General features: G+C 45.2%; 21 protein-coding genes. 9 read left to right on the top strand and 12 right to left on the bottom strand.

The window, feature by feature from the left end:
- Positions 1-28: 28 nt before the first annotated feature.
- From ACFSKO_RS15485 to ACFSKO_RS15475, 3 genes are read left to right on the top strand one after another with little or no spacing between them, the layout of a single operon-like run.
- Entirely contained in the window at positions 29-1,066 is a 1,038-nt protein-coding gene (locus tag ACFSKO_RS15485) for an ABC transporter permease (RefSeq protein WP_380253254.1), read from the top strand.
- Between the two features lie 12 nt (positions 1,067-1,078).
- Positions 1,079-2,230: an ABC transporter permease gene (locus ACFSKO_RS15480; RefSeq protein WP_380253252.1), complete on the top strand. Its 1,152-nt coding sequence runs from the start codon at positions 1,079-1,081 to the stop codon at positions 2,228-2,230.
- 10 nt (positions 2,231-2,240) lie between these two features.
- Positions 2,241-4,367 carry an ABC transporter ATP-binding protein gene (locus ACFSKO_RS15475; RefSeq protein WP_380253250.1) on the top strand — a complete coding sequence of 709 codons (2,127 nt, stop codon included), beginning with the start codon at positions 2,241-2,243 and terminating at the stop codon, positions 4,365-4,367.
- 119 nt (positions 4,368-4,486) lie between these two features.
- Here the strand turns inward: ACFSKO_RS15475 and ACFSKO_RS15470 are convergent, their stop codons facing one another.
- From ACFSKO_RS15470 to ACFSKO_RS15455, 4 genes are read right to left on the bottom strand one after another with little or no spacing between them, the layout of a single operon-like run.
- Positions 4,487-5,056: a sarcosine oxidase subunit gamma gene (locus ACFSKO_RS15470; protein ID WP_380253248.1), complete on the bottom strand. Its 570-nt coding sequence runs from the start codon at positions 5,054-5,056 to the stop codon at positions 4,487-4,489.
- Positions 5,049-8,000: a sarcosine oxidase subunit alpha family protein gene (locus tag ACFSKO_RS15465; RefSeq protein ID WP_380253246.1), complete on the bottom strand. Its 2,952-nt coding sequence runs from the start codon at positions 7,998-8,000 to the stop codon at positions 5,049-5,051. The genes ACFSKO_RS15470 and ACFSKO_RS15465 overlap by 8 nt, the downstream gene beginning before the upstream one ends.
- On the bottom strand, positions 8,001-8,285 hold the full coding sequence (locus tag ACFSKO_RS15460; RefSeq protein ID WP_380253244.1) for a sarcosine oxidase subunit delta: 285 nt from the start codon (positions 8,283-8,285) through the stop codon (positions 8,001-8,003).
- Between the two features lie 12 nt (positions 8,286-8,297).
- Positions 8,298-9,551 (bottom strand): sarcosine oxidase subunit beta family protein, encoded by a 1,254-nt coding sequence (locus tag ACFSKO_RS15455; RefSeq protein WP_417457967.1) that lies wholly within the window; start codon positions 9,549-9,551, stop codon positions 8,298-8,300.
- An 84-nt stretch (positions 9,552-9,635) separates the two neighbouring features.
- Between ACFSKO_RS15455 and ACFSKO_RS15450 the strand changes: the two genes are divergently transcribed.
- The 3 genes from ACFSKO_RS15450 (at position 9,636) to ACFSKO_RS15440 (ending at position 13,189) form a co-directional block, all read left to right on the top strand.
- On the top strand, positions 9,636-10,595 hold the full coding sequence (locus tag ACFSKO_RS15450; protein WP_380253240.1) for a GlxA family transcriptional regulator: 960 nt from the start codon (positions 9,636-9,638) through the stop codon (positions 10,593-10,595).
- A gap of 112 nt (positions 10,596-10,707) precedes the next feature.
- Complete coding sequence (locus ACFSKO_RS15445; RefSeq protein ID WP_380253238.1) at positions 10,708-11,679, top strand: GlxA family transcriptional regulator; 972 nt, start codon at positions 10,708-10,710, stop codon at positions 11,677-11,679.
- Between the two features lie 166 nt (positions 11,680-11,845).
- Positions 11,846-13,189 (top strand): NAD(P)/FAD-dependent oxidoreductase, encoded by a 1,344-nt coding sequence (locus ACFSKO_RS15440; RefSeq protein WP_380253236.1) that lies wholly within the window; start codon positions 11,846-11,848, stop codon positions 13,187-13,189.
- Between the two features lie 77 nt (positions 13,190-13,266).
- On the opposite strand, the gene ACFSKO_RS15435 is transcribed toward ACFSKO_RS15440, so the two are convergent.
- From ACFSKO_RS15435 to ACFSKO_RS15420, 4 genes are all read right to left on the bottom strand, one after another.
- Entirely contained in the window at positions 13,267-14,022 is a 756-nt protein-coding gene (locus tag ACFSKO_RS15435; RefSeq protein ID WP_380253234.1) for a substrate-binding periplasmic protein, read from the bottom strand.
- A 112-nt stretch (positions 14,023-14,134) separates the two neighbouring features.
- Positions 14,135-14,881, bottom strand: coding sequence for a substrate-binding periplasmic protein (locus tag ACFSKO_RS15430; RefSeq protein WP_380253232.1), 747 nt, complete (start codon positions 14,879-14,881; stop codon positions 14,135-14,137).
- Positions 14,882-14,987: 106 nt separating this feature from the next.
- Entirely contained in the window at positions 14,988-16,370 is a 1,383-nt protein-coding gene (locus ACFSKO_RS15425; RefSeq protein WP_380253230.1) for an MmgE/PrpD family protein, read from the bottom strand.
- Positions 16,371-16,397: 27 nt separating this feature from the next.
- A complete protein-coding gene (locus tag ACFSKO_RS15420) occupies positions 16,398-17,309 on the bottom strand; it encodes a nitrilase-related carbon-nitrogen hydrolase (protein WP_380253228.1) in 912 nt (303 codons plus the stop codon).
- Positions 17,310-17,523: 214 nt separating this feature from the next.
- Here ACFSKO_RS15420 and ACFSKO_RS15415 point away from each other — a divergent pair, with 214 nt between their 5' ends.
- Together ACFSKO_RS15415 and ACFSKO_RS15410 are read left to right on the top strand one after the other, a co-directional pair.
- Positions 17,524-18,537, top strand: coding sequence for a GlxA family transcriptional regulator (locus tag ACFSKO_RS15415; RefSeq protein WP_380253226.1), 1,014 nt, complete (start codon positions 17,524-17,526; stop codon positions 18,535-18,537).
- Positions 18,538-18,706: 169 nt separating this feature from the next.
- Positions 18,707-20,260, top strand: coding sequence for a trimethylamine methyltransferase family protein (locus ACFSKO_RS15410; protein WP_380253224.1), 1,554 nt, complete (start codon positions 18,707-18,709; stop codon positions 20,258-20,260).
- Positions 20,261-20,328: 68 nt separating this feature from the next.
- Here ACFSKO_RS15410 and ACFSKO_RS15405 read toward each other — a convergent pair whose 3' ends face one another.
- The 4 genes from ACFSKO_RS15405 to ACFSKO_RS15390 form a co-directional block, all read right to left on the bottom strand.
- Entirely contained in the window at positions 20,329-21,510 is a 1,182-nt protein-coding gene (locus ACFSKO_RS15405; protein WP_380253222.1) for an aromatic ring-hydroxylating oxygenase subunit alpha, read from the bottom strand.
- Positions 21,511-21,788: 278 nt separating this feature from the next.
- The gene (locus tag ACFSKO_RS15400; RefSeq protein ID WP_380253220.1) at positions 21,789-22,700 is read right to left on the bottom strand and encodes a LysR substrate-binding domain-containing protein; all 912 of its coding nucleotides are present in this window, start codon (positions 22,698-22,700) and stop codon (positions 21,789-21,791) included.
- A 131-nt stretch (positions 22,701-22,831) separates the two neighbouring features.
- Positions 22,832-23,902, bottom strand: coding sequence for a low-specificity L-threonine aldolase (gene ltaE / locus ACFSKO_RS15395; protein ID WP_380253218.1), 1,071 nt, complete (start codon positions 23,900-23,902; stop codon positions 22,832-22,834).
- Between the two features lie 119 nt (positions 23,903-24,021).
- On the bottom strand, positions 24,022-24,699 hold the full coding sequence (locus ACFSKO_RS15390) for a hypothetical protein (RefSeq protein ID WP_380253216.1): 678 nt from the start codon (positions 24,697-24,699) through the stop codon (positions 24,022-24,024).
- 173 nt (positions 24,700-24,872) lie between these two features.
- On the opposite strand from ACFSKO_RS15390, the gene ACFSKO_RS15385 reads away from it, so the two are divergent.
- Entirely contained in the window at positions 24,873-25,769 is an 897-nt protein-coding gene (locus tag ACFSKO_RS15385) for a LysR substrate-binding domain-containing protein (RefSeq protein WP_380253214.1), read from the top strand.
- The last annotated feature ends 150 nt before the right edge of the window (positions 25,770-25,919 follow it).

Here is a 25,919-nt window from a genome sequence, read left to right as displayed (position 1 = left end):
CGTAATTTGAACGATCGACGGGGCTATCATGTTTACTTTTATCTTACGACGTGCAGGTGTCATGGCTTTGACAATGCTTTGCCTGACAATAGTTGTTTTTTCACTTGTTAATTTAGATCCAAACCTCCGCAAACTCTCTATTTCGCAAACCAATATGAGAGCGACAGATGTAGAGATAGAATCCTGGCTTGTCGTAAATGGATATCGTGATCCATTTTTAGAACGCTATGGATCTTGGTTAGGAGTTTGGCAAAAACATCCTAATATTGACAAGAAAACAGGCGAACCAGTCTCACGTTTTAAGTACTGTGATGACCCTACAGTGTCTACTTTTTCTGGCGTAATTCAGGGTGATCTTGGGTGTTCGACTAAGTTCAAGAAAAAAGTAGCCGACAAGCTTATACCTGCCCTTCAATCGACAGGTTGGCTTATGTTTTGGGTCATGATGGTGATGATACCATCGGCCTTGTTAATCGGTATCCTCGCAGGTATGCGTGAAGGTTCGAAAATGGATCGTGTGTTATCTATCGTTTCGATCACGTCCACAGCAACCCCCGAATATGTATCAGGCATATTTTTTACTGTTATCTTTGCCTCTTGGCTGGGATGGTTAAATGGCTCTGCAGCCACAGCAACCTCAAAAGGCATTACTTTTTACAATTTTGCTCTCCCTGTTATGACCATGGCCATTTACGGAATGGGCTATGTTGCACGTATGACCCGCGCGTCTATGGTCGAAGTCATGACCGCACAGTATATACGTACCGCACGTTTAAAGGGGATGGGGTTTTACGCTGTCATCATTAAACATGCGCTTCGCAATGCGCTAATCGCACCCTTTACCGTTATTATGCTACAATTCCCCTGGTTGCTAACCGGTGTGGTTATTGTCGAGATCATGTTCCGATACCAAGGCTTTGGCTTTACCCTTGTTCAAGCAGCTGGCAATAATGATATCGATTTATTGTTGGCCTGTTCTCTCGTTTCTGTCGTGGTCGTGTTGGTCACCCAGCTCATATCTGATGTGGGCTATGCCTATCTCAACCCACGTATTCGTGTAAAATAAGAGAGGGTGATCATGGAATATTTATCTACTTTCGAAGTAATCACCGCGACGCTATTTCAATTTTGGCCCACATGGTTAGCCTTGGTAGTTTTGCTCGCTCTCAGCTACGCCTTCCAACATAATCTGGGCCTCTATGGGCGCCTCTTTGACAATCGTGTCGGGATCGTTGGTCTTTCAATTGTTGCCTTTTGGATCTTCACGGCTATTTTTGCAGACTTTATTGCTCCCTTTGACCCCCTTGCTCAAATTGTGGTTATGAAAAATAAACTGCCTGGTGCTATTGAACCAGAAACAGGACAGGCCTTTCTCTTTGGCGGTGATAAGCTGGCGAGAGATGTCTTTAGCCGCATGGTTTACGGCAGCCAGATCGTTTTGATTATTGCCCCTGCAGCCACTAGTTTTGCCTTGATGGTGGGAATATCCCTTGGATTACCAGCCGGATATTACGGTGGAAAAACAGATACCGTTCTTTCCTTTTTGGCAAATTTAGTACTGGCCTTCCCCGTGATCTTACTGTTCTATCTTTTGGTTACACCCGGGATTACAGAAACACCGATACCATATGCGATGGCGGGTTTGTTCTTTATCTTCCCGATCGTTTTTTTCGTCACACTGTTTTATACCAGATATAAAAAACGCCCGGACAAGTTGTGGCTGCAGCTCGCTATTACACTCTCTTTGGGTGGCTGGATTTATGCCGGTCTTGTTTTTGATGCCGATCCTTTGGGAATAATTTCCATAGATCCGAATGAGCTTAATATTTTTGTCGCGGTTGTTTTTGCCACCAGCCCAGCAGTTTTTCGTATTGTCCGCGGGCTGGTTATGGACATCAAAACCCGGGATTATATTGCTGCGGCCCAAACTCGTGGAGAAACACCTTGGTACATTATGCTTTGGGAAATCCTCCCCAATGCTCGCGGACCATTGATCGTCGACGCTTGTTTACGGATTGGCTACACGACAATTCTCCTTGGAACTCTTGGCTATTTTGGCCTTGGTATGGCCCCCGAGAGTCCTGATTGGGGAACGGCAATTAAAGAAGGGTCCAGGCTGTTACGTCTTTACGTACACCCGGCAATATTCCCAGCCGCAGCCCTTATGTCATTTGTTCTGGGTTTAAATTTATTGGCTGACTCACTTCGTGAAGAGTCCATGAAGGACTAAGGGAGGAAATATGATGCCCGAAGAAACAACACATGAAGAAATAACAAACGAAACACCTATTTTGGAAATAGAAAACCTATCCATTTCCTTCTTTGTCCGTGCAGGTGAAATACCAGCTGTTATGGATTTTTCCTGCAAGGTAATGCCCGGAGAAGCCATGGGGCTTGTTGGTGAGTCTGGTTGCGGCAAGTCCACAGTTGCACTTGGTATCATGCGGGATCTTTCAAACATAGGAAAGATTACCGAGGGTACGATTAAGTTTATGGGCCGCGATATGGGCGAGATGTCTGCGGCAGAACTTCAAGATATCCGTGGCTCCAAAATCTCTATGGTTTACCAAGAACCTATGGCAAGCCTGAACCCGGCAATGAAGGTCGGACAGCAACTCATGGAAGTTCCCATCATCCATGAAAAAGTATCAAAGGATGCCGCTTATGCACGGTCTCTGGAGATGCTCGAAGCTGTTAAACTTCCCGACCCTGAACGGATGATGCGTTCCTACCCTCACCAACTTTCTGGTGGGCAACAACAACGTATTGTTATCGCCATGGCTTTATTGTCAAAGCCAAAACTCCTATTACTTGATGAGCCGACAACCGCCCTTGATGTAACCGTTGAAGCTGGGATTGTTGATCTTGTAAAAGATCTCGGTAAACGTTTTGGCACCTCTATTCTTTTCATCTCTCATAACCTTGGTCTTATCCTTGAAACCTGTGACAGAATTACGATCATGTATTCTGGTGAAGCTGTTGAAAGTGGAACAGTCGACGATGTTTTTGATCGGATGCAGCATCCTTATACGCAAGGATTGTTTAGATCTATTCCCTTACCCGGTGCAGATAAAAACACCCACCCATTGGTAGCCATTCCCGGGCAACTTCCTCTTCCCAATCAACGCCCAAGGGGATGTAATTTCGGACCACGTTGCCAACACTTTAATGAGGAAATTTGTAACGCAGGGCACATAAAAATGACCCCGGTTCCAAAGCAGGCTGGCCATACAAGTCGTTGCTTACGGTTCCAAGACATCGACTGGAGTGCTCTTCCCAAAAACATAAAGCAACATAAAGCCGTCGAACCTGGACGTATTGTTCTACAAGTTAACAACCTGAAAAAACACTATCACGTTGCTGCAAATGCAATATTTGGCGGATCAGATACACGCACAGTCAAAGCAAATGAAACGTTATCATTTACAGCACGTGAATCTGAAACCACGGCAATTGTCGGAGAGTCCGGCTGTGGAAAATCAACATTGGCAAAAGTGTTACTTGGGTTAGAAACGGCAACAGACGGTACAGTATCCCTTGATGGTGTAAATATTGAATCTGTAGAGGTCGATAACCGTACGCCTGAAACCATTGCTTCCCTTCAAATGGTATTTCAAAATCCCTTTGATACACTTAATCCAAGTCACTCTGTTGGTTCTCAAATTGTACGTACTCTTGAAAAATTCAACATTGGCGCAAACCAAAAAGAACGTGAAGCGCGCATGCTTGAACTTCTTGATTTGGTTAAACTTCCCAGAGCTTTTGCTTCACGCATGCCACGACAGCTTTCCGGGGGGCAGAAACAACGTATAGGTGTTGCACGTTGTTTTGCCGGACATCCTAAAATTGTTGTTGCGGATGAACCGGTCTCTGCTTTGGATGTTTCAGTTCAAGCAGCAGTTACTGAACTACTGATGGATATTCAGCGCGAATATAAAACAACAATGTTGTTTATTTCTCATGACTTATCAGTCGTACGTTATATTGCAGATCGCGTGATCGTTATGTATCTGGGACATATTGTCGAACAAGGTACAACAGATCAGATTTTTGCACCGCCTTACCACCCCTATACAGAAGCTTTACTATCGGCCATCCCGATTGCGGATACATCTGTGGACAAGAAACATATTGTGTTGGACGGGGACATTCCCTCCGCGATGAACCCGCCATCAGGTTGTCCATTTCATACCCGCTGCCCACATGTATCAGAGGTCCCCGGAGGGCTATGTTCCAAAGAAGTTCCACCTTTTAGGGATTTATCAGATGGTCATCAGGTTAAATGTCATTTAGCAGATGATATATTGGCCAAAATGGAACCTGTCATCAGCTTTGAAAGAAAAGAAAAAGGTCCAACAGCGGCCTAAATATCTAATAGGTAAATTTTGAGCCACCTTAAATACAAAAAGAGCTTGTTCTGGCATCATTGAACAAGCTCTTTTTATCTCATATTTTCGCAGATTTACTCAGAGAAAAGCCAACTTCCTTAACAAACATTTACAGCAGAAGTTTCCACCGCTTCAAGAAAAGACTTTGCAGAGGACCGTGCTGACATGAGAAGAAACGTATCTTTCTTTTCATGTACAATCACCGCTCCAAGATGTTCCATTATTGTCCGGGCTACACTCCCCTCAGGGAACGCAGTAGGCGCCAGATCAATCGGACAAATACGTTCTAATACTAAACGGCTATTTAGACCTGATACTCTAAGCATCACATAACTATCAGACTGGTCAGTTAAATAAGCACTGTCATTGAGATGCTTGGATACAACCTCCAACGGTTTATCATCACAATGATCAAACAAAACAAGAAATTGATCCTGAGCCATTCCCATAAAAACAGCGTTATCCAGAGAAGACATCAATGACTGACCAACTTTAGGCAGGTTAGTTTTGTATGTTTTTGCTAATATTTTGTTCAAATTTGGTTCACCGCCTAAAGGTGTCGCGATAGACACTATGGACCGTCCAGTAACTTCAAAAATTGACAAGCCATTGAAGTCATGACGAAATCCATCTAATGGTAATGTTGCTGCAAGGATATAATTAGGCACGGAGACGTTCTCCCTCTGGATCTATAAAGTGAGCAGAGACGATTTCAACATCCATTTCGCCTCCTCGAAGAGGGTCGGTTGCAACGACAACCTCTCCCAACCGTTCACTTCCTCGTTTTATAAAGCCAAGGCCAATGGAATGGCCAAGATTTGGAGAATACGCAACTGATGACATCCAGCCTTCATCATGGGCCATATCAGCTTTATTTCCCTTGGCAATAAAGTGAGAGCCAGCTTTAAGTTCTTCGTTTCGATTAACCGGACGAAAACCAACCAAACTTAAACCGTCTGCGCGGTTAAGGCCTTCACGCTCTGACAAAGTATTGCCGATAGAATCTTTTTTCTTGGAAACCATGCGCCCCATACCAAGGTCTTGTGCCGTGGTTTGACCGTTTAATTCATTTCCGGCGGCATGACCTTTTTCAATCCGCATCACCCCAAGCGCTTCTGTGCCATAAGGCGTGACATCAAATTCTTCCCCGGCTGCCATCAAGGTGCGTACAAGTGCGTCTCCATAGCGGGTCGGTACAGCAATTTCATAGGCCAATTCTCCCGAGAAGGAGATCCGAAACAACCGCGCAGGAACCCCGCCACAAACAGTGATTGCTCCACAAGCCATAAAAGGGAAAGCTTCGTTGGAAATGTCGTGATCGCTATCGACAATTTTTTGCAGGAGTTTACGGGCATTTGGCCCCGCAACAGCATACTGGGCGTACTGTTCCGTGCTGGATATCAAATGGACATCCATCTCAGGGCAGAGACACTGACGACAAAATTCCATATGCCGAAAAACACTGACGGCATTGGCCGTTGTTGTCGTCATGACAAAATGATTTTCAGTAAAACGCGCAGATGTGCCGTCATCCATCATGATACCGTCTTCACGGAGCATGATGCCGTACCGAACTTTACCAACGGGTAGTTTAGCGAAGGCGTTGGCGTAGACTTTATTCAAGAACTCAGCTGCATCACGGCCTTGAACGTCAATCTTACCAAGTGTCGTGACATCACACACACCAACCGAGGCTCTGGTTTGTGTCACTTCGCGGTCAACCGATTGCCGCCAGTGGGTTTCGCCAGTTCTTGGGAACCATTGCGCGCGATACCACATACCAGCTTCGACAAAGACAGCGCCTTGTTCTTCGGCCCATTTATGGCTTGGGCTTAACCGGGAAGGTCTGAAGTCTTTGCCCCTTGCCCTTCCCGCCAAAGCACCAATGGCAACAGGGGTATAGGGCGGGCGGAATATAGTAGTCCCGGTCTCGGGAAGAGACTTACCCGTGCATTCAGCCATTACAGCCAAAGCAGGGATATTTGCCGTCTTGCCTTGATCCGTCGCCATACCGAGCGTGGTATAACGTTTGAGGTGCTCGACAGAACGAAACCCTTCCTGATGGGAGAGTTTTACGTCTTTTACGGTGACATCATTTTGGAGATCCAACCAAGCCCGTGCCTTGCTTTCTTTAACGTGCCAGAAAGCGGAAATTCCTGTGGTCTCTTCTTCAGAGCTAGATGCTTTGGCCTTTGATGGTGTAAAGCCCAGATCACGCGCGAGAGAATTACCGACGTCATGCCCGTCCAAAAGCACTGATGACAGAGAAAGGTTGCCACTTGCAGCACCAGCAACACTCATCCCTTGCGGTAATTCTCCTCCAGGGACAAAGGCCGCAATGTCTTCGCGCCAGGTCGGACGTCCGCGCTGATGACACGTAAGTTGAACGTTCGGGCTCCAACCGCCGGATACAGCAAGACAGTCAGCTGGAATTTTTTGACCGTTTGACAAGGTAATGGAGCGGATGCCATGACGACCACTGGTATCAACTATACGCCCGCCCATCACAACAGCAGCTCCCTTGGAAACGTCTGCGGGTGGCTGGCCTTCGCGACTGTCAATGACAGCCGTAATCTCTACACCTTTTGATGCAAGATCTGTCGCTGTACGCCACCCATCATCATTATTGGTAAAGACCGCAACTCTTTTACCTGGAAGTGTCCCCCAGCGGTTGACATATGCGCGCACGGCACCAGCAAGCATAACACCGGGGCGATCATTGTTACCAAAGGCAATTGGGCGTTCTGTAGCCCCAGCGCAAAGAATTGTGCGTTTGGTGTAAACCCGCCAAAGGATCTGTCGTGGTTTATTATTACTGGAAATCAGATGATCGGTAACACGCTCTAGCGCACCGACGATACCATGATCATAAGCCCCGTATGCCGTAGTTCGCGTCATTAGGCGAACGTTATCCATCGCTGCAAGTTCAGCGAGGGCCTGTGCAGCCCATTCGCTGCCGTTTTGATCGTCAACGGAAAGTGTTTCAACATTCAGGCGGCCACCCATGCAGAAATCTTCGTCCATAAGGATCACACGTGCCCCTGCTCGACCAGCAGACAAAGCAGCAGATAATCCCGCAGCCCCTGCGCCTACAACCAGTACATCGCAGTGCAAAAAGCCTTTATCATAGATATCAGGGTCATCTTCACCAGATAAACGACCAAGTCCTGCTGCGGCGCGAATAACGGGCTCGTAAAATTTCTCCCAAAAGGCTTTTGGCCACATAAATGTCTTGTAGTAAAAACCCGCTGACAAGAACGAAGAAAAGAGATCGTTCACGGCCATAAGATCGTACTTTAACGATCCACGGTGGTTTTGGCTGGTAGCTTCCAGTCCATGGAATAGTTCGGTTACCGTCGCCCGGGTATTGGGTTCTTGATGCGCCCCGGTCCGAAGTTGAACCAAAGCATTGGGTTCTTCAGATCCTGCGGAAAAAATACCGCGTGGGCGGTGATACTTAAAGGACCGCCCTACCATTTTATGACCATTGGCAAGAAGAGCTGAGGCAAGTGTATCGCCTTCGTAGCCTTCAAGTGATTGACCATTAAATGTGAAGGTTAGCTTTTTACTACGGTCGATCAGCCCGCCATCAATTCGATTTATCTGGCTCATTTATTTTGCTCGCTCTGCAAGCGCCACATCTCGGGCGAGTTCAACATTGGAAATATCATGGGTCAAGGTATTCCGGGTCACGACGAGCCAGGAACGATCGCCCTGCTCATGATACCAGAGTTCACGATGTTCCCCGGCAGGGTTATCCCGAAGGTATAAGTATTCATAAAAACTTTCAGCCGCATCATCAGCTTGCCAGTCAGGGCGGTTGATAAGAGATGCATCGCCTAGATAAACGAACTCAGCTGCATCGCGGGGACCTAAAAGAGGATGATTAATGATCATAATCTAATTTCCTTAATGCAAGTTCGGTTGGGCGCCAACGCCCTTTTCATCGATCATTGCCCCACGACGGAAGCGATCAAGACGATATTCTGTGGCGACAGGATGAGGCTCATCCTTTGCCAACAGGTGGGCATAACACCAACCACTTGCAGGTGTTGCTTTAAAGCCGCCGTAACACCATCCACCATTAAAATAGAGACCGTTGATATGGGTTTTATCAATAAAGGGCGAGCCATCCATAGACATATCCATCACACCACCCCACATCCGCAGCAGTCGCGCCCGGCCAATCATTGGCATCAGCGCCATTCCGCCTTCACAAACATCTTCGACCACAGGTAAATTGCCACGTTGAGCGTAGGTGTTGTAGCCATCAATATCGCCACCAAATACGAGACCGCCCTTATCCGATTGCGAGACGTAAAAATGCCCGGCACCAAAAGTGACAACGCCCGGTAATATCGGTTTTAGTCCCTCAGAGACAAAAGCCTGTAACACATGACTTTCGATCGGCAATCGCATACCAGCCATGGACATCACCCGACTGGATGATCCAGCAACACAGACCGCAACCTTTTTGGCTTTGATCGTGCCCTGGCTGGTTTCAACCCCCGTACAAATACCGTTTTCGATATTCATACCAGTGACTTCACAATTTTGGATGATATCAACACCACGACTATCCGCCCCCCGGGCATAGCCCCAAGCAACGGCATCATGACGAACCGTTCCGCCGCGCGGTTGTAATAACCCGCCTTTGATTGGAAAGCGTGCATTCTCAAAATCCAGACAGGGATACATTTGTCGGACACCATCTTGATCCAGTAGTACCGCATCCGCACCAGCAAGCATCATGGAATTACCACGACGCGCATAGGCATCACGACCTGCATCATTGTGGAACAGGTTCAAAATTCCTCGTTGAGAAACCATGGCATTGTAGTTGAAATCCTGTTCCAGATTTTCCCATAATTTCATCGAAAATTCGTAAAATGGCTCGTTACCCGGCAACAGATAGTTGGATCGCACAATCGTGGTATTACGCCCCACATTTCCAGACCCAATCCAACCCTTTTCCAAAACAGCAACATTGGTGATGCCAAATTCTTTCGCCAGATAATATGCCGTAGCCAATCCATGCCCGCCGCCGCCAACGATAATCACATCGTATTCACTTTTTGGTTTCGGATCGCGCCAGACTGGTTTCCATCCCTTGTGCCCAGTCAGGGCCTCTTTAATTACCTTAAAGCCAGAGTATTTCATTATGAGTTCTCAATTTTGTTGCCAGCCCCTACAACAGCAGTGTTATAAAGAAATAGATTTCACACAACAGACTAAATTTTATATATTATGGCCAAAGGATTATTTACCCCATCTACTTTTAGAATTGGCATACTGCTGATTGATGGGTTTTCGCTTATGTCTTACTCTTCGGTCATAGAACCCCTAAGAGCAGCAAATCTATTGGCTGACCAAGAACTCAATAAGGTTGATCACTTTGCTGCAGATGGATATCAGGCTGTCAGCTCAAGCGGCGCGATCATAAAAGCCACAGCCGAGATCTCTGACGATCAAGACTTTGATCTCGTCCTCGTCGTGGCCGGGGGCGACCCAACCACATACAAGAACGAAAAAGTTTACCAGTGGCTTCGTCAGTTATCCCGCCACGGTGTCAGGCTTGGTGGCGTATCCGGCGGCCCTGTTATTCTGGCCGCGGCTGGCTTGATGGAAGGCCGGAGAATGACCGTACACTGGGAACACGCAGAAGCTCTATCCGAAATATCCCCTACGCTTTTGATCGAACGCAGTCTTTATGTCATGGATCGGGATCGGATAACTTGCGCCGGGGGCATTGCCCCAATGGACATGATGTATGCCGTACAAAGCGAAATACATGGGCCCGAATTTGCCCGCAAGGTCAGTGACTGGTTCATTCACACCGATGTCAGACCCTCAGGCGACCCCCAAAGATCAGGTATGGTTGAACGCTACAATACGCACAACCCTTCCATTATTTTGGCCGTTGAAGCCATGGAAAATCACATTGCGGACCCATTGAATCTTAGCCAACTCGCCCTTCTTGCGCGTGTCAGTTCGCGTCAACTTAATCGGCTCTTTATCGAAAAATTAGACCAGAGCACAATGTCCGTTTATCGTAATTTAAGGCTGGATAAAGCGCATAACCTCTTAATGCACACCACTCTTTCTATCACTGAGGTTGCACTTTCCACCGGTTTTTCAAGCTCCGCGCATTTTTCAAAAGCATTCCACGATAAATACAGATCCCCCCCTTCCTCACTTCGGGGGTAATGAGAAACTCTATAAAGAAAAATCTCTCTAGACTTTATTGGCAAAAGATATCAACACTTCTGTTGATCCGCATTTATCACCCATCCATTTACCGTGAGTTAAACCTTAATCAATGCAGAAATCAGCTGAAAAATCTGCGTTACCCGTTACGGGGCACTTCGTATTCCTGTTACTTCCCAATTATTCCCTGCTCGCTCTGAGTTCTGCAGTAGAAGTATTAAGGGCTGCCAACCGCTTATCCAGAGCTGAGATCTATTCATGGCAACTCTTATCATCTGAGGGGGGACTTTACGCTTCATCAGGTGGCCTGGCTCTGCCGACAGACCCCATTCATGAAACCACACCAGCAATAACGCATCTTGTCATTTGCGGTGGTGATGGATCTGAAAACCTCACAGATCCATCTACTCTTTCATTCGTCAGAGAAGAAGCTCGCAAAGCTCGCCTTTCAGGTGCGATTTCAGATGGCTCATATCTCGCCGCACGTGCTGGGATTTTTGACGGCTATAGGTCAACCATTCACTGGCAATGTCACGATGGTTATGTCGAACAAAACCCTGAACTGAACATAACCCGGCAAATCTATGAAATTGACCGTGATCGCTTTTCATGTGCTGGGGGAGCAGCCGCATTTGATCTTTTTTTACAACTGGTTGAACGGGATTATGGAAGACACCTAAGTCTCGAAATTGCGGAAAATTTTGTTCACAGTGACATCCGCCCACAAGTCAGCCCTCAGCGCCTTAATCCCGCCTATAAATTTGCGGCCTCAAGCCCCAAGTTGAGTGGTATCATCCAGCACATGGAACAAAACCTGGAAACGCCTGTCTCATTACCCAAACTTGCAGAATATGTCGGGATCACGCCACGACAAATGGATCGAATTTTCCAACAATACGTAGGGGAAAGCCCAAGTAAATTTTATATCGGGCTTCGTGTGCGAAGAGCAGCTTACCTATTGCGCCAAACCAGCCTTCCGATCAGTGAAATTTCTTTTGCTTGTGGATTTGCCTCCTCCTCACATTTTGCCAGGCATTTTCAAAAAATATGGCGAATGTCGCCCCGACAATATCGAACCCTCTAAGGTCTAAAGGCAGTATTTTTCCAAGGAAAGTGTGATAGTTATCTCACAATTTGATAAATTATGCTCTTTTCTGTCTTATTTGTTGTGTTTGATAAGAAACATACCGCTCTAAACTACAGAAGAATATTTATTAAATGTGTCTCTTCTGTTTAAAGGGTTAGGACAAATGGCTTTTCCAACAAAAGCAAAATACGTCATTATTGGCGCCGGTATCCACGGTCTATCCACGGCTTGGAATTTAGCAGAAAAGCTAAAGGCTAAAGGACAAGGAGACGGAAAAGACATTATTGTCATCGACAAAGAAGGTATCGCTTCCGGAGCTAGCGGTATTGCTTGTGGCGTCGTGCGCAACAACTATTTCCAACCCGCCATGCGTGAGCTTATGGCTCATTCGGTGGGAGTATGGGAAAGTGACCAAGAAGCTTTTAGTTACAATCCAGTTGGTTATCTACAAATCAGTCCAGAATCCATGCATGCCGATTGTGCCGAAATTCATCGTCAGCAAACAGACATTGAATACTCATCTGATTTCATAGAAGGTAGCGATAAGTGCATGTCTTATATGAAAAATATATTTAGTGATTGGCAAGCTAAAGGCATAACAAATATCCTACATGAAAAACGTGGAGGTTATGCCAACAACACCAAAGCGATCTACGGCCTCGCCAAAAAGGCAGAGGACCAAGGGGTTCGTATTATGTCTGGTGTAGTGGTCAAAGGATTTATCTTTGGCAATGGCTCATCTGCTGTCACGGCTGTTGAAACCAATAAAGGTGTAATCGAATGCGATCATGTCATTGTCGGTGTTGGCCCTTGGGTAAAAACGATTTGGGATATGTTGGAACTTCCAAAAACCGTCGACATAAAAGGGCGTGATGGTCTGACGCACAAAGACATTCCTATGTGGCGTTATTGGGCTCTTGAAGAAGGTGTTCTTGGGGTCGAACCAGGTTTTTTAATGGACAATCAGGGCAATATGCCGCCTGTAATCCACGTTGATACGGATGAACCTCTCTATTCAGATGTTGATGGCACTATGATTACAGACGAGATGTGGGGGATTTACTACAAACCCGATTTTCATTTCAATGGCGTCCAAGGTGGTGCAATGCCCTACAAGATCGATAAGAACGCTGATGACGTTAATATTGACCCTTATGGCGCGAAATCTCCTGAATTTATCGTCAATGACCACTTTGCTCATATGTGGACTTCTGCTTTAGCTTTCTGCCAAAAGCGTTTCGAGGGCCAGATTGTGAAATATCGTAACGAACCCTCAGGTGGACTCGGTTGTTTTACCCCTGACAGTTTTCCAGTCTTCGATCATTTCCGTGAAAATGTGACTATTATCGCAGATTCCAACCATGGTTATAAAATGATCGGTGTAGGCGCCCTTATTGCGCAGGAAGTATTGGGCGAAAAATCTGCCCTGTTAGAACCCTTCCGCTTAAGCCGTTATGCTGAAGGTAAGCTCCACCCCGTGAGTAACAGCCCCTTCCCCTGGAGCTAGGATTTCGAAACAAAGACCGTGAAGGAGGGAGACATTGGTGTGCTTCCTTCTTCCTTTGTGGATCTGGAAATTACTGCTTATTTGTATTTTGCATGGATCGCATCATAAGTGCCATCCTCGCGAATTTCTGCAAGCCCCTTGTTAAAAGTATCTCTCAATGTTTCTGCACCAGGCCATCCCTTACTAAAACAAAGATGGTATGAGATTTGTTTTCCAGTATCAAAGTATTGCAGGTTTTTTGAAAGACCAAGGCCCCCAGCAATATATTCCACGAATTCCCGTGTCGTATAAAAGAGATCAAAATCACGGTTTAACAATATACGTATGGCTGAGACATCATCTATTATTGGATCAAAATCAATGTTCGCAGCTTTCAGTTCTTTTTCTGAAGCATACCCACTGACAGTTAAAATCCTTAAATCTTGAACACTCTCCAACGAAGTCGGCTCTTGCCCTGAGAACTTAACGGATGCAGCGTAGGTTCGCGTTGCCGTACTGATGGGGTCAGAATAAAATATATAATCTTCACGACCTGGCGTTCTACCACAAGACAACATAGCAACAGTGGTTCCAGCTTTAGCCATAGCGACTACGCGCTTCCAAGGACGAAACTCCACTTGTGCGCGCCGTCCCACCTTTTTAAAGGCTTGGACCGCAACTTCAACATCAAAACCAAGTAAACTATCGATATCCGGGTTTTCTATTTCATAGGGGGGATAATTTACAGCATGTATAACCAAAACAGTTTCTTGAGCTTGAGATATGCGCGTCAGAGGAAGCGCAACCATGCAAAAGGTAAAGATAGACAATACAGATTTGACAAATTTTCTCATGACTATTGGCCCCCTCTTAATTTAGTCTATCCATGTTTCCTCTCACGATATCACGGTTTACTTAACAAAATAATCACAGACCTTGGTTGAGAAATATCGCTTTCGTTTGAATTCATTTATATTTGGCATGGATCGCAGTATAAGTACCATCGGCCATTATCTCAGCTAAACCTTGGTTGAATTTATCTCGTATAGCCATTGAATCAGGCCATTTTTTACTAAAGCAAAGATGAAAAAGCACCTGTTTACCTGTATCAAAATATTGAACTTTTTCTGCAATCCCCATCCCTCCAGCGACGTACTGCACGTACTCACGCGCAGAATAAAAAAGATCATAATCTCGATTTAATAAAACTCGTAATGCAGATGTATCATCAATAATAGGTTCGTACGGAATATGCGCTGCTATCAATTCTTTTTCTGCTGCATACCCACTTACAACAAGAACTTTACTTCCCTTCGCATCCTCCATTTTCTGTGGCGGATTACCAGTAAAGTCAGCCGAAGCAACATAAGTTCTGGTCGCTTTACTGATGGGGTCTGAATAATTGATAAATTTTTCTCGACCAGGTGATTTTTCACAAGACAACATGGCCAGTGTTGCACCCGATTGCGCCATTGCCACAATACGTTTCCAAGGACGAAAATCAACTCTGGCCCGACGACCGACCCGCGCAAAAGCCTCGATCACAACTTCAACATCGAAACCAAGCAAACTATCTACGCCTGGGTTTTCAATCTCGTAGGGAGGGAAATCAACAGCATGGATCGTCAACAAGGGTTGTTCTGCACGCGATAGCGTCGATGTACAGGTCATTATAACCAAGATTGGTATAAGTGGCATGATAAGCTTGTTCATGACTACGGTCACCTTATCACAGTTCAGCCTTATCGCTTTCCATCCAGTATAACATCATTTGATTAACAATTCTGACCGGAAATCCTACCTGTTCTAATATCGACCTTTAATCAGAAATTTTATGCTGGCACTCCTTTGGACTTACCGGGTGTTTTAACAATTCCAAAAGGCAGGAGAGCGCATTTGTTTCACTCTTTAATTCCTTAACGCTTTTAACAATATTATCAGCCGTTTTTTTATGGAGAGAACCTCGACACAAGGTATAAAACTTGGTGAGAATATTATCATCCGTCAAAGGGTTTTCAGGGTCGCCTATGGGGCAAGTTGCTGGCGTCGATATCTTTTTCCCATCATTAAATTTAATCGTAACATCCGCCCAACGTTCTCCAGGAAAAAGATCATTATATTCCTTACCTTCACTCAGAATTATTTTTTGCGCGAGAGCCAGAATAATTGAGTCATTTAAAGTCTCAGGAGCAATTTCTTTCGCACCTAAAGTCCCGCGAACGATTAAGGCTGCAACAGGAAAAGCAATTGCATACTGTGCTTCCTCTGTTGTTTGTGGATTATAGCCTGCAAGACAAACACCTTCATGGAAGGTTCTGATTTCTATTGCCTCTATCTTTTGATAATCTATTGGCTGTTTTTTCATCAAGTCAGATATAGCTTGTATGGCTGGTTGTGCCCAACGACACACAGGATATGGCTTAAAGTATTGTGCTAAAACTTCCCAATCCTGACCCAAGCTCTGCCAATAAATTGCGCAGTCATCCCCTTCCAGTGTTATGGCTGGCGCCCCGGTAAACCCCGAGCGTGAGAGATAGGCAGCACTGACACCGGACATCGCCCCCCAACCCGATCCATCTTTTAACATTGTCGGATGATCAATGCAGCGCATCATCTGACTTCTGGGACCGTGATACTCAGCAATACCCAAAGCATGTTTGGTTTTCTCAGGTGACAATTTAAGAAGTCGTGCCCCCATCGCAGCGGCCCCAATCGCATTCCATGCACCAGAGGTATGGTAATCACAAGCCGTCGCGTGAAGAGCAATCCCCGCACGCAAACTAACCTCATAGCCAATGATTAGAGCGGTGAGAAATTCACAACCATCAATCTTGTTTTTATTCCCTGCAAGACAATAACTATAGGCCAGAAGTGCCGGAAAAATTGCAGCCCCAGCATGCCCTTTGGTTAAACGATGCCCATCATGAGCATCAAAAGCATCAATAGTCATCCCCATCGCAAGTGCTGCGCCAACGGGACTGGCTGTCTCACCACTAAAGGGTATGGCAGAAATTTCTTTGTTCCCGGCAAAAAAAAGAGCCGCATGTTCGGTGATGATTTGCGCTAAATCTGTATGTCGACCAGCCACAGTAACCCCAATCAAGTCAAGGCAACAACGCTCGGCCATAGCAACCACATCCAAAGGTAAATCATTGAATTGAGTATCATGGATAAAGGACAAAATCGAACTTTGGGGAAGCATTGGCACAGGCCCTCTTAGACGTAGAATTTAAGTTTTACGTGTAATTTCACGAACAAACTGATATGGGTCGAGATCACGAAGGGTCGGCAAGAGATAGCGGGCTTTTTTCACTATTGAATAACTTGCAACCGCTGTAATCAGGCAATCGTCAACTTTCCCCTCAGCTTGTTCAATCGATTGTGTTTCAACAGCCGTGAGAACTTTTCCTTGAGGAGAAACAATACAGCTCCCTCCCCAAAAATTAATGTTATCTTGATGCCCAACCCAGTTGCTCATCAGAATATAACTGCCAAAAGTCAGAGCCGAATTTCCCAAATTCTGTTGCCAGCCATGAGGGTTGGAGAACTCACCGCCAACCGCCTCTGTTGCTGATGCTATAGGTGCCAGAAGAAGATTTGCTCCACGTATGGCCGCAAGGCTAAGTAAAAGCGGGTTCCAATGATCTGCACAGATTAAAGCGCATGCGCACCACGAAGCAGATTCAAGGCGGCAAGTCGGAACAGTGTTGTTCGCAGCAATCTCACCAAGTGAAAAAGAATTAACTTCCTCCCCCTGCGCAAAGTGTTTTCCCTCTTCCAACAATCCATAGGTTGCCAAATTTATTTTCCGATGCAGGTTTAAGACTGTGCCATCACGGACGGTCATTACCGAATTATAATAAAGGGCACCCTCACTCACTTCAATAAAACCGAAAGTCACCGTAATCCCAACAGCCTCATTCGCAATTTTTAAGATGAGATCATCATCGTGGCTCAAGGCAACATCCGGAACCCGATCGTTTAAAGAATAGCCCGTAAGAGACAGTTCTGGGAAAACCAATAGATCAACGCCACGCTGTTGCGCTTTCTCAATAATTTTAAGATGTCGCCGCACCCCAACCTCTGGTGAGGTTGGGCCAGCCTTTAGCTGTGCGACAGCAAGGGTCAAAGTATTGGGCATTTCATATCATCTATAACATCGTAATCTTATCCATTCTTATAGATCAAATAATGTGTAAGTGCCTTAAAACGACTTAATTTTGTTACCAAGCGGCCTCCCATAAAAGATAAAATTCCAATGATGATTTTCGAAAATTGTTTTGCTTGATGTAGAGTATAATTTGGGCATTGTTGATAATGAGAAAAGTTTAAACCCTATTTGCTTCGGATATATAATGACTGAGCTCCATAACCAAATTCGGTTTGAAGATGATGAAGAACAGGAGATGACCATTGCTTTCTTGTTGGTTCCTGACTTTTCCATGATGTGTTTCTCCAGCCTTATTGAGCCATTACGTGCACTAAACAGACTAGTTGGGCACGAATACTTCAAATGGATATTTCTATCCGAAACCGGGGCACCCGTTCAGGCCAGTAATGGCGCATCCCTCAATGTACACTTTCCCATGGATCAATTGACACAATGTGATTCAATATGTGTCTGTACCGGAATTGATGTAAGTTACCACGCCAGCGATGCGATCATAGGCTGGCTCCGACAAGAAGCCCGTAAGGGACGTATTATGGGTGCGATATCCACGGGTACTTATTTTCTGGCAAAGGCGGGATTGCTAGAGGGGACCCCCTGCACCCTACATTGGGAAAATCAGGATAGTTTTCGTGAACTATTTCCAACCCTCGAAGTCACAAACCGCCTTTATGAGGTCAGTGACAGGCACTTCAGCTGTGCAGGTGGCACCGCAGCTTTTGATCTTGCCCTTTTATGGATTGCAAAAAAGTTTGGAAACAACGCAAAAACAGCGGTGGCGGATCAATTTTTACACGGTACAGGACGTTCCCCAGAAGAACCCCAACGCAACGATTGGGTCGAACGCTATAGTATACATAACCTTAAACTTCTCGATGTTATCAGATTAATGGAAGATAATCTTGAAGAACCTATGTCACGCCAAGAGCTTGCAGATACTGCTAACGTTTCTGTGCGTCAGTTAGAGAGACTGTTTGGAAAACATCTCCAAAGTTCGCCCTCTTTATTTTACCTTCAATTACGCTTGGAACGCGCGAGTTATTTTTTACGCCAAACAGCCATGCCGATCTCAGAAGTAGCGGTCGCCTGTGGATTTATATCTTTTTCTCATTTCTCTAGAAGTTATCGAAAACAGTTTGGACGCTCCCCAAGCGAAGAACGCACGCCCGAGCATGAAAGGGTTGAGGGAAAATCCCTATAGCCTTCCTCAGCGACAAGAACTCTTGATAATTTACTCAAGTAATTCAGGTCGCTTAAAGACCAATCCTCGTCGCCTCAGACATTTTCAAGGGTATGACTTGGCCTAGGCTCAAAGAAATTAACGCGCAGCTTACCGCTGTCACATATTTGAGTTTAAGCAGGAGAGTAAATTGGGAAGACCTGGACGTCGAGGCCGCGAGGGGCATAGGCAAGAAGAAAAAAAACCTTCTGTTGCTCCAGCCGGATCAATGGGAGGACGCTACAAACCTCTTCTTGATAGTGAAGTAAAACAGATATTTGACGCCGCATTGGTCGTGCTGGAACGCACGGGTATTGAAGTTGGGGAAAGCCCTTGCCGGGAAACATTTCGCAATGCTGGATGTCGTATTGATCCCAGTATAAACCGGGTATTTATTCCACCAAATTTAGTCGAAAAAGCAATGAGTACTATGGCGAATGAGGTATTACTTGCAGGACGAACGCCCGAACATGATCTTCACCTTGGCAGCGCCCGCGTTTACATGGGCACCGGGGGGCAAGCCGTAAAGTTACTCGACCTAAAGGGACGGGTAAGAGAAACAATCACTAGTGATAACTACCATATAGGCCGTTTGGTCGATAAACTCGACAACATCCACTTCTACATGCGTCCGGTTGTTTGTCGGGATCTAGAAAACGAAGATATCGATGTAAATCAGTTCTATTCTTGTCTTGCCGCCACCAACAAACATGTCATGGCCAACTCATACCTGCCGGAAAAGGTTAAGGACCTGCGCATAATGGCGAACATGATTTCCGGGGGTGCAGAGGCCTTTAACAAAAGGCCAATTATATCCTTTACCGCCTGTTGGACCGTTAGCCCGCTACGCTATGCGATGGAGACGGTAGAAGTGCTGGATGAGGCCATCGAGCATGATATCCCTGTCGTCATATCTTCCGCACCTCAAGCAGGAGCAACCTCCCCCGCCGCGCTTGCCGGAACATTGGTACAACTGCTCGCAGAACAACTGTCCGGTATCGTTTATGTAAACCTTATCAAGCCGGGTTTTCCTCTGATTATGGGTTGCGTCCCGGCCCAGGCAGATCTTCGGACAGGTGCCTTTACCGGAGGGTCTGGAGAGTTCTCGTTATTGAACGCCGCTTGTGCTCAGATATCTCAGTATCTTCGTATTCCAATTTACAATTCATCAGGGATTTCTGATTCAAAAGTTCCCGACGCCCAAGCCGGTGCAGAGAAAAGTCTTACTGGCCTTGCCGCAGCGTTGGCTGGATCAAACTACATTCATCACTCTGCTGGTTTTCTAGAAAGCCTTCTTACCGTTGCTTACGAACAGTATGTCATTGATAACGATATTAATGGCGCTGTAATGCGCATGGTCCGAGGCATCGAAGTCAACGATAAAACTCTCTCCGTTAATGTCATACACGACGTTTGCACTAATGGCCCCAATCACTTCCTGGGCCACGCTCAAACACTCGAGCTGATGAACACTGAATATCTCTACCCTCAGCTGATGGATCGGACGACCCGGGATGACTGGGAAGCTTCCGGTAAATCTGACCTACGTGAAACTGCAATCGTTCAAGCAAAAGAGTATCTTGGAAATCATTGGCCTAAAATACTTTCAGATGACCTAGATAAAGATTTACGCAAACATTTCAAAATTTTACTTCCTGAAAATGAAATGCAGCCTGAAGGGTTTTGGGATCGTTTTCTGGTATAAACTAGTATGTGTTTTCATCACAAAGGGGAGCAAGACCGCTCCTCTTTGTGATACTATAGATCAACACATCACCCACTTTGAGCATCGTGTAGTGATTGTGCTACCCATCTGTTAAAGTGGTGTGTTGGGCCGTCCATAACGGGGGAAAATACCCCCCCTTGAAAAGCTGGTGAACTCCGGCCTTGCTGCATGCCCTCAACCGCAGCAATATCCTCGTCAAAAACCACGCGCCAAGATTCCAAAATAGCCGTCCTACTGATTGCACATGCATCATCAGTCGCATCATCACCGACAAAATATACCCTTAAATGTTCAATGGTTTTATCATGAGCGATAGGCTCCAAAAGCATGGCAAAAGCATGATCCGCCTGAATACCGAGAAGGACGTTAGGATAAACCGCGATATATTCTGCGTGCTTTAACTTGTCGTCTGGCCACTCTGTAAAAGTAGGTAATTTGGTTCCTGTTGTTTCTGCCAAGTTATAGGCCAGACTCCCCTGACCGGCAAAACGATTATCCTGTTCTATATTATAGTGATCTTCCAATCGGGAATAAGTGTTCAAAGCTGGGTGGACAAAGGGAAGGTGATAACTTTCACAATAATTCTCTACCGCGAGTTTCCAATTGCAATTTACCTCAATCTCCAACCCGCTTTCTGAATTAGACCGTCGAATTTCAGTAAGGCCGCTCTCTCCCCAAAAAGGTTTCCAGCGCTGCTCCAAGGGCGCTATATGTTCTTCAAAAGAGAGAGCATCTCCAGAAAGATTGATAAAAACCATATCCATCCAAACTTCAGAACGGATCTCGCGTAAACCATTACCTTCGCAACTAAAACCTTCTGCGGTGTGTACTCCAACGCCCCCAATATGGGGCGTCCCCCTTAACCCACCATTTAAATCATAAGTCCAAGAGTGATAAGGGCAGCGAATCATGCCTTGAACTTTGGTTTCTTCCTGAACCAATTTCCGGCCGCGATGGCTGCAAACATTATGGTAAACGTTTAGCTCATCTTTACGGTTACGAAGCACAACCAATGGCAAACCCATAAAATCGATTGGTTTGGCATAACCCTTTGAGGGAATATCACTGGCGAACCCGATACAGGCCCAAGTTTTCCCAAGAACATTATCACGTTCAATTGGGAAAAAATCCTTATCAGCATAACTCGCATTCGGCATCCCATGAGCTTGCTCTATGGGTTTCAGTACGGCACGCAGGCTTTCTTGGGAAATCAGAAAATTCTGTTCCATGCTCACTCTCCAAAACGAAACCGGACGCCCTTTATTAACACGGTGTCCTTATTATTCTTTAGAGAGAACTTTGAGGGTTAATGAGATGATTATCCAAATCATTTTTACGCAGGCATCTCATGATTTTTTCTCATGAGATGTGCATCATCAAACTTTAAAAGCAGTAAGGCCTAAGTTATTTTATATTTACCCATTAAATACAAATGTTTTACACGAAATAAATTTGTTTGCATTGGGCTATGAAAAAAAAATTGAACACAAATAATTTTACGACCTATTCAATTTGGACTCTGTTTGAGTTCTTCTAAAACCCAGTTTCTAAAAAGGGCAACATTATCTTTAATATGGCGGTTCTCTTCAGGCTCCAACAAACAAAACTGTGCTTTGGTTTTTAAAACAGTATCTATGGGGCGTACCAACTCTCCACTATTTAGATGATCATCAACCAAATGACGCCAGGCAAGGGCTATTCCCTGCCCGCCAATTGCCGCCTGTATAAGCATCGGATAGTTATTAATATTAATACGTGCCTTGGGGTCGCAGGGTTTTATTCCGACCCGTTGAAACCATTCAGGCCAGTTAATCCACTCACTCGGAAGATTATCAAGATACAACAGAGTACTTTTGGAAAGTTCATCAATTTTTTTGATCCCCATATGGTTATCGAGGTACCCACGACTACATACTGGAAAAACCTCTTCCTCAAATAACGATGTGACTTTCATATTTGAGGGGGTACTACGGACATAAAACATACCAATATCAAACTCCGGATATTTAAAATCCTGTGAAGCATCAGATGCCAGTATGCGGATATCCAAGTTTTCATAACGCTTTTTGAAACTTGCAATCCTTGGTAAAAGCCACAGAGAAGCCATGGCGTAAGTTGTCGCAACAGTTAATTGTCGCCCTCCTTGCCATTGAAGGATATCCCCCGTTGCTGAGGCCACGTCCTCCAAGGAACGTTTTACCGTTTGATAATACTGCGCCCCGGTAGGTGTGAGGTGGATATTCGGATTTATACGGGTAAATAAGGCTTTCCCCAGAAAAACCTCTAACTGCCGTATTTGTCGGCTAACGGCCCCTTGCGTTACATTTAGCTCCGCTCCCGCAGCAGTAAAGCTGAGATGCCTAGCCGCAGATTCAAACGCAACCAGGCTTTTTAAGGACGGTAAGGGAGATATTTTCAATAGATTTTCCCTAAAAATAAATCCGAAGCATTGATCACTTCATGAAATAAGGTCTGTTACTGGTTTAACAGACCTTATTTCAAAACATACTTAGAAGTAACAAATATTATGACTCAACTTAAATTTACCGTTTATTGGGCAGTATAATACTCTTTGGCTTTTTGAATAAAAAAATCGATCGCTTCATTATCAATGTTTAAATGAGTAACCAGCCTGATTTCTGGAATTTGCAAGCCTATCAAAATACCATTTTTGGCCAAGAATTTTTGCAAACTCTCATGATGCCCTTCACCGGGGTTCAAAAAGACCATATTAGTTTCAACGGTAGAAACATCAACGCTTACCTGAGGAATCTGACTTAAGCCTTCCGCCAATCTTAGAGCGGTATCGTGATCTTCTGACAAGCGATCAATATTATGCTCCAAGGCATAAAGACCGCAAGCGGCAAGGACCCCAACCTGTCTCATGCCGCCACCCAGAATTTTACGCATTCTTTTGGCGCGCCGGATCAAATCATGACTTCCGCAAAGAACCGATCCAACTGGTGCACCAAGACCTTTTGATAAACAGATAGAAACACTATCGACAGGCGCACATAACTCCTTCAAAGACAGTCCTGTCTTTACAGACGCATTAAAAATACGTGCACCATCCAGATGTACGGATAACCCACTCTTTTTTGCTGTTTCAGCAAGAGAGATAATTAAGTTCTGAGCTTGCACTCTTCCCGAAACAGTGTTCTCCAAACAGAGTAATTTACTAATCGGACAATGTGGATCATCGGGTTTGACCGATGCGGTAACCTGTTCGGGAGTAATGCCTCCGTTCTCGTTTGTCGGCAAAGGAAAAGGAGAAATCCCACCGAGGACAGCCGCTCCACCGGCTTCATCTCTAAAAATATGATATTGATCCCCAGCAATATATTCATCACCGCGACCACAATAACATAAAAGAGCCGCCAGATTACTCTGCGTCCCAGTTGAGAAGAATAAGGCGGCTTCCATGCCAGCCATCGCTGCTAATTTAGCTTCGAGAGCTTGAACAGTAGGATCGTCTTCGTAAACATCATCACCGACTTCCGCTTTGGCCATGGCAGAACGCATGTCACTTGACGGCCGGGTCACTGTATCGCTGCGAAAGTCCCAGACAAAGCCCGTTTCACCTTGCCTTGTAGCGATATTTCCGGTCATTCCTGCGTACATCTACTTCTCCAAAATACTTTTATTTTTATAGCCTTAGGTCACATATTTAATATTACTCATTAACTTGTCAACGAGTATCCAGATTCAGTATTCTCTTTGTCGGCTTATCTACCCGTTCTTTAGTACGCAAGAGCTGCAACAAGATGAACACGATTATGTTCTCCACCATTTAATGCCGTGTGATAACCACGGGTGTCTGTGAAATAAACAGACCCATCGGCAGGCAAATGTGTAACGTGATGGTTGACGATAAACAAAGCACCTGGGTTCGTCACCAGAGGAATATGTAACCGCGGCTCAGGATCTCGATGCCATGAGTTACAGTTGTAGAGACCTTTGGAAAGAATACGCATCCGGCCTATGCGAAAGCGCCGACTTAACTCTGTATGAACCGTTTCAAAATAGGTTCCTTTAAACTTTGGGTTAAATTCAGAAAATGCCGCTTCGTCGACAAGATCTTCACGCGGCTCTTCAACATACCGATCATCCGCTCTAAGCCAGTAACGCCCTGACAAGTCATTCGCGGCACTGACATCTTCACCGGGGCGCCGATTAAGCGGAATAGCCGCAAAACCCTGATCTTGCATATTGCCTTGAAAATCGGTGAGTTGTAATACTTCGTCTAGGGCTTCCCGCAGTTTTATCGTATCAAAACTGAGAGTTAACCTCCCAATACCATCACCAGCCACAAAACCAGCTACAGAATCAGTTATACGGTCCTCTGCCATCCAGGATTTCATTTGTAAAACATCGGGGTCGTTATTTATTTGATCCCCATTAATTTGATTAAAAGCCATAACCATCGCCCAATAAAGTTCAATTATACTTTAGCCTCGCATGCTGTTCGATTAAAAGTACAACGCCTTTTTCGCATTAGTTAATGAGTTAATTGGATTAACTAACTATTTATTTGATATCTATTCTTATATTGTGCCAAATAATAAGTTGTTTATTGGATGGTGAAAAATATATGCGACGTACTCTTCCCTCAACGAGAGCCTTGATTTGCTTTGAAGCAGCTGCGCGTTATGAAAATTTCACTCAAGCAGCAATAGACGTCAATTTAACCCAAAGCGCCTTAAGCCGACAAATTAATCTTTTGGAAGAACTACTTGAGCAAAAACTATTTGAGCGCATCCGACAAAGAGTGAAATTAACAAGTGCAGGTCAGCACTATCTGCTGCAAATCCAACCACTCCTCGCAACACTCGAAATCGCAACCATAAGAATGCCCGAATTCCAAGAGATCAGAGGGGGGCTAAACATCGGTACTTATCCAACATTAGGTTCGAGGTGGCTATTAGAACACCTCATGGCTTTTGCCGCCGAATATCCGGATATTAACACCAATACGATTACCTATCTCGACAACAAACAATTTGATCCTAACGCTGTCGATATCGGTATTATTCAGGGTGATCCGAACTGGCCAGGATGTCAGAACGACTTTTTGATGCCTGAAGAACTCGCCCCAGTCATTTCAAGTAAGCTCGTCAAAAATATTAATATTGATATCAACGTGCTATCCAGCTATCGCCTGCTTCAACACTCCACACGCCCGCAAAGCTGGGATATATGGTTTCAAAGTGCAGGGTTACAAAAACCTGAAATGCAGGGCTCACTCTTTTTTTCCCAGTTTGAAATGATCATTGAAGCCACATTGGCAGGGCACGGCATTGCTATGTTACCTATCATTTTAATACAACGAGAACTTGCCGATGGTCGTTTAACCTTGGCCCATTCGCACATCGCGAACCCTCAAGTTGGATATCACCTGATATCATCAAAATCAAAATCACAAACAAAAAAAATTGAGGCCTTCAGGCATTGGATTTTATCAAGAACAAAAATACAAAGACACGCCTGACAACACCAACCAGCCCGACATACTACGTCCGTATTACCCGTATTCCTTTGGAAGTATCGGGTAACACGGAATAGTACACGGCACCTGATTGAGAGCTCGCAGTGAGGCAAAATAATTCTTTAGAGTATGCTACGAATAATGTTGAAATTC

The sequence above is a fragment of the Kiloniella antarctica genome, from assembly GCF_042682825.1.
In the GTDB taxonomy this organism is placed as follows: domain Bacteria; phylum Pseudomonadota; class Alphaproteobacteria; order Kiloniellales; family Kiloniellaceae; genus Kiloniella; species Kiloniella antarctica.
The sequence above is the reverse complement of the archived record's forward strand: the minus strand, read 5'-3'. Positions and strand labels throughout refer to the sequence as shown.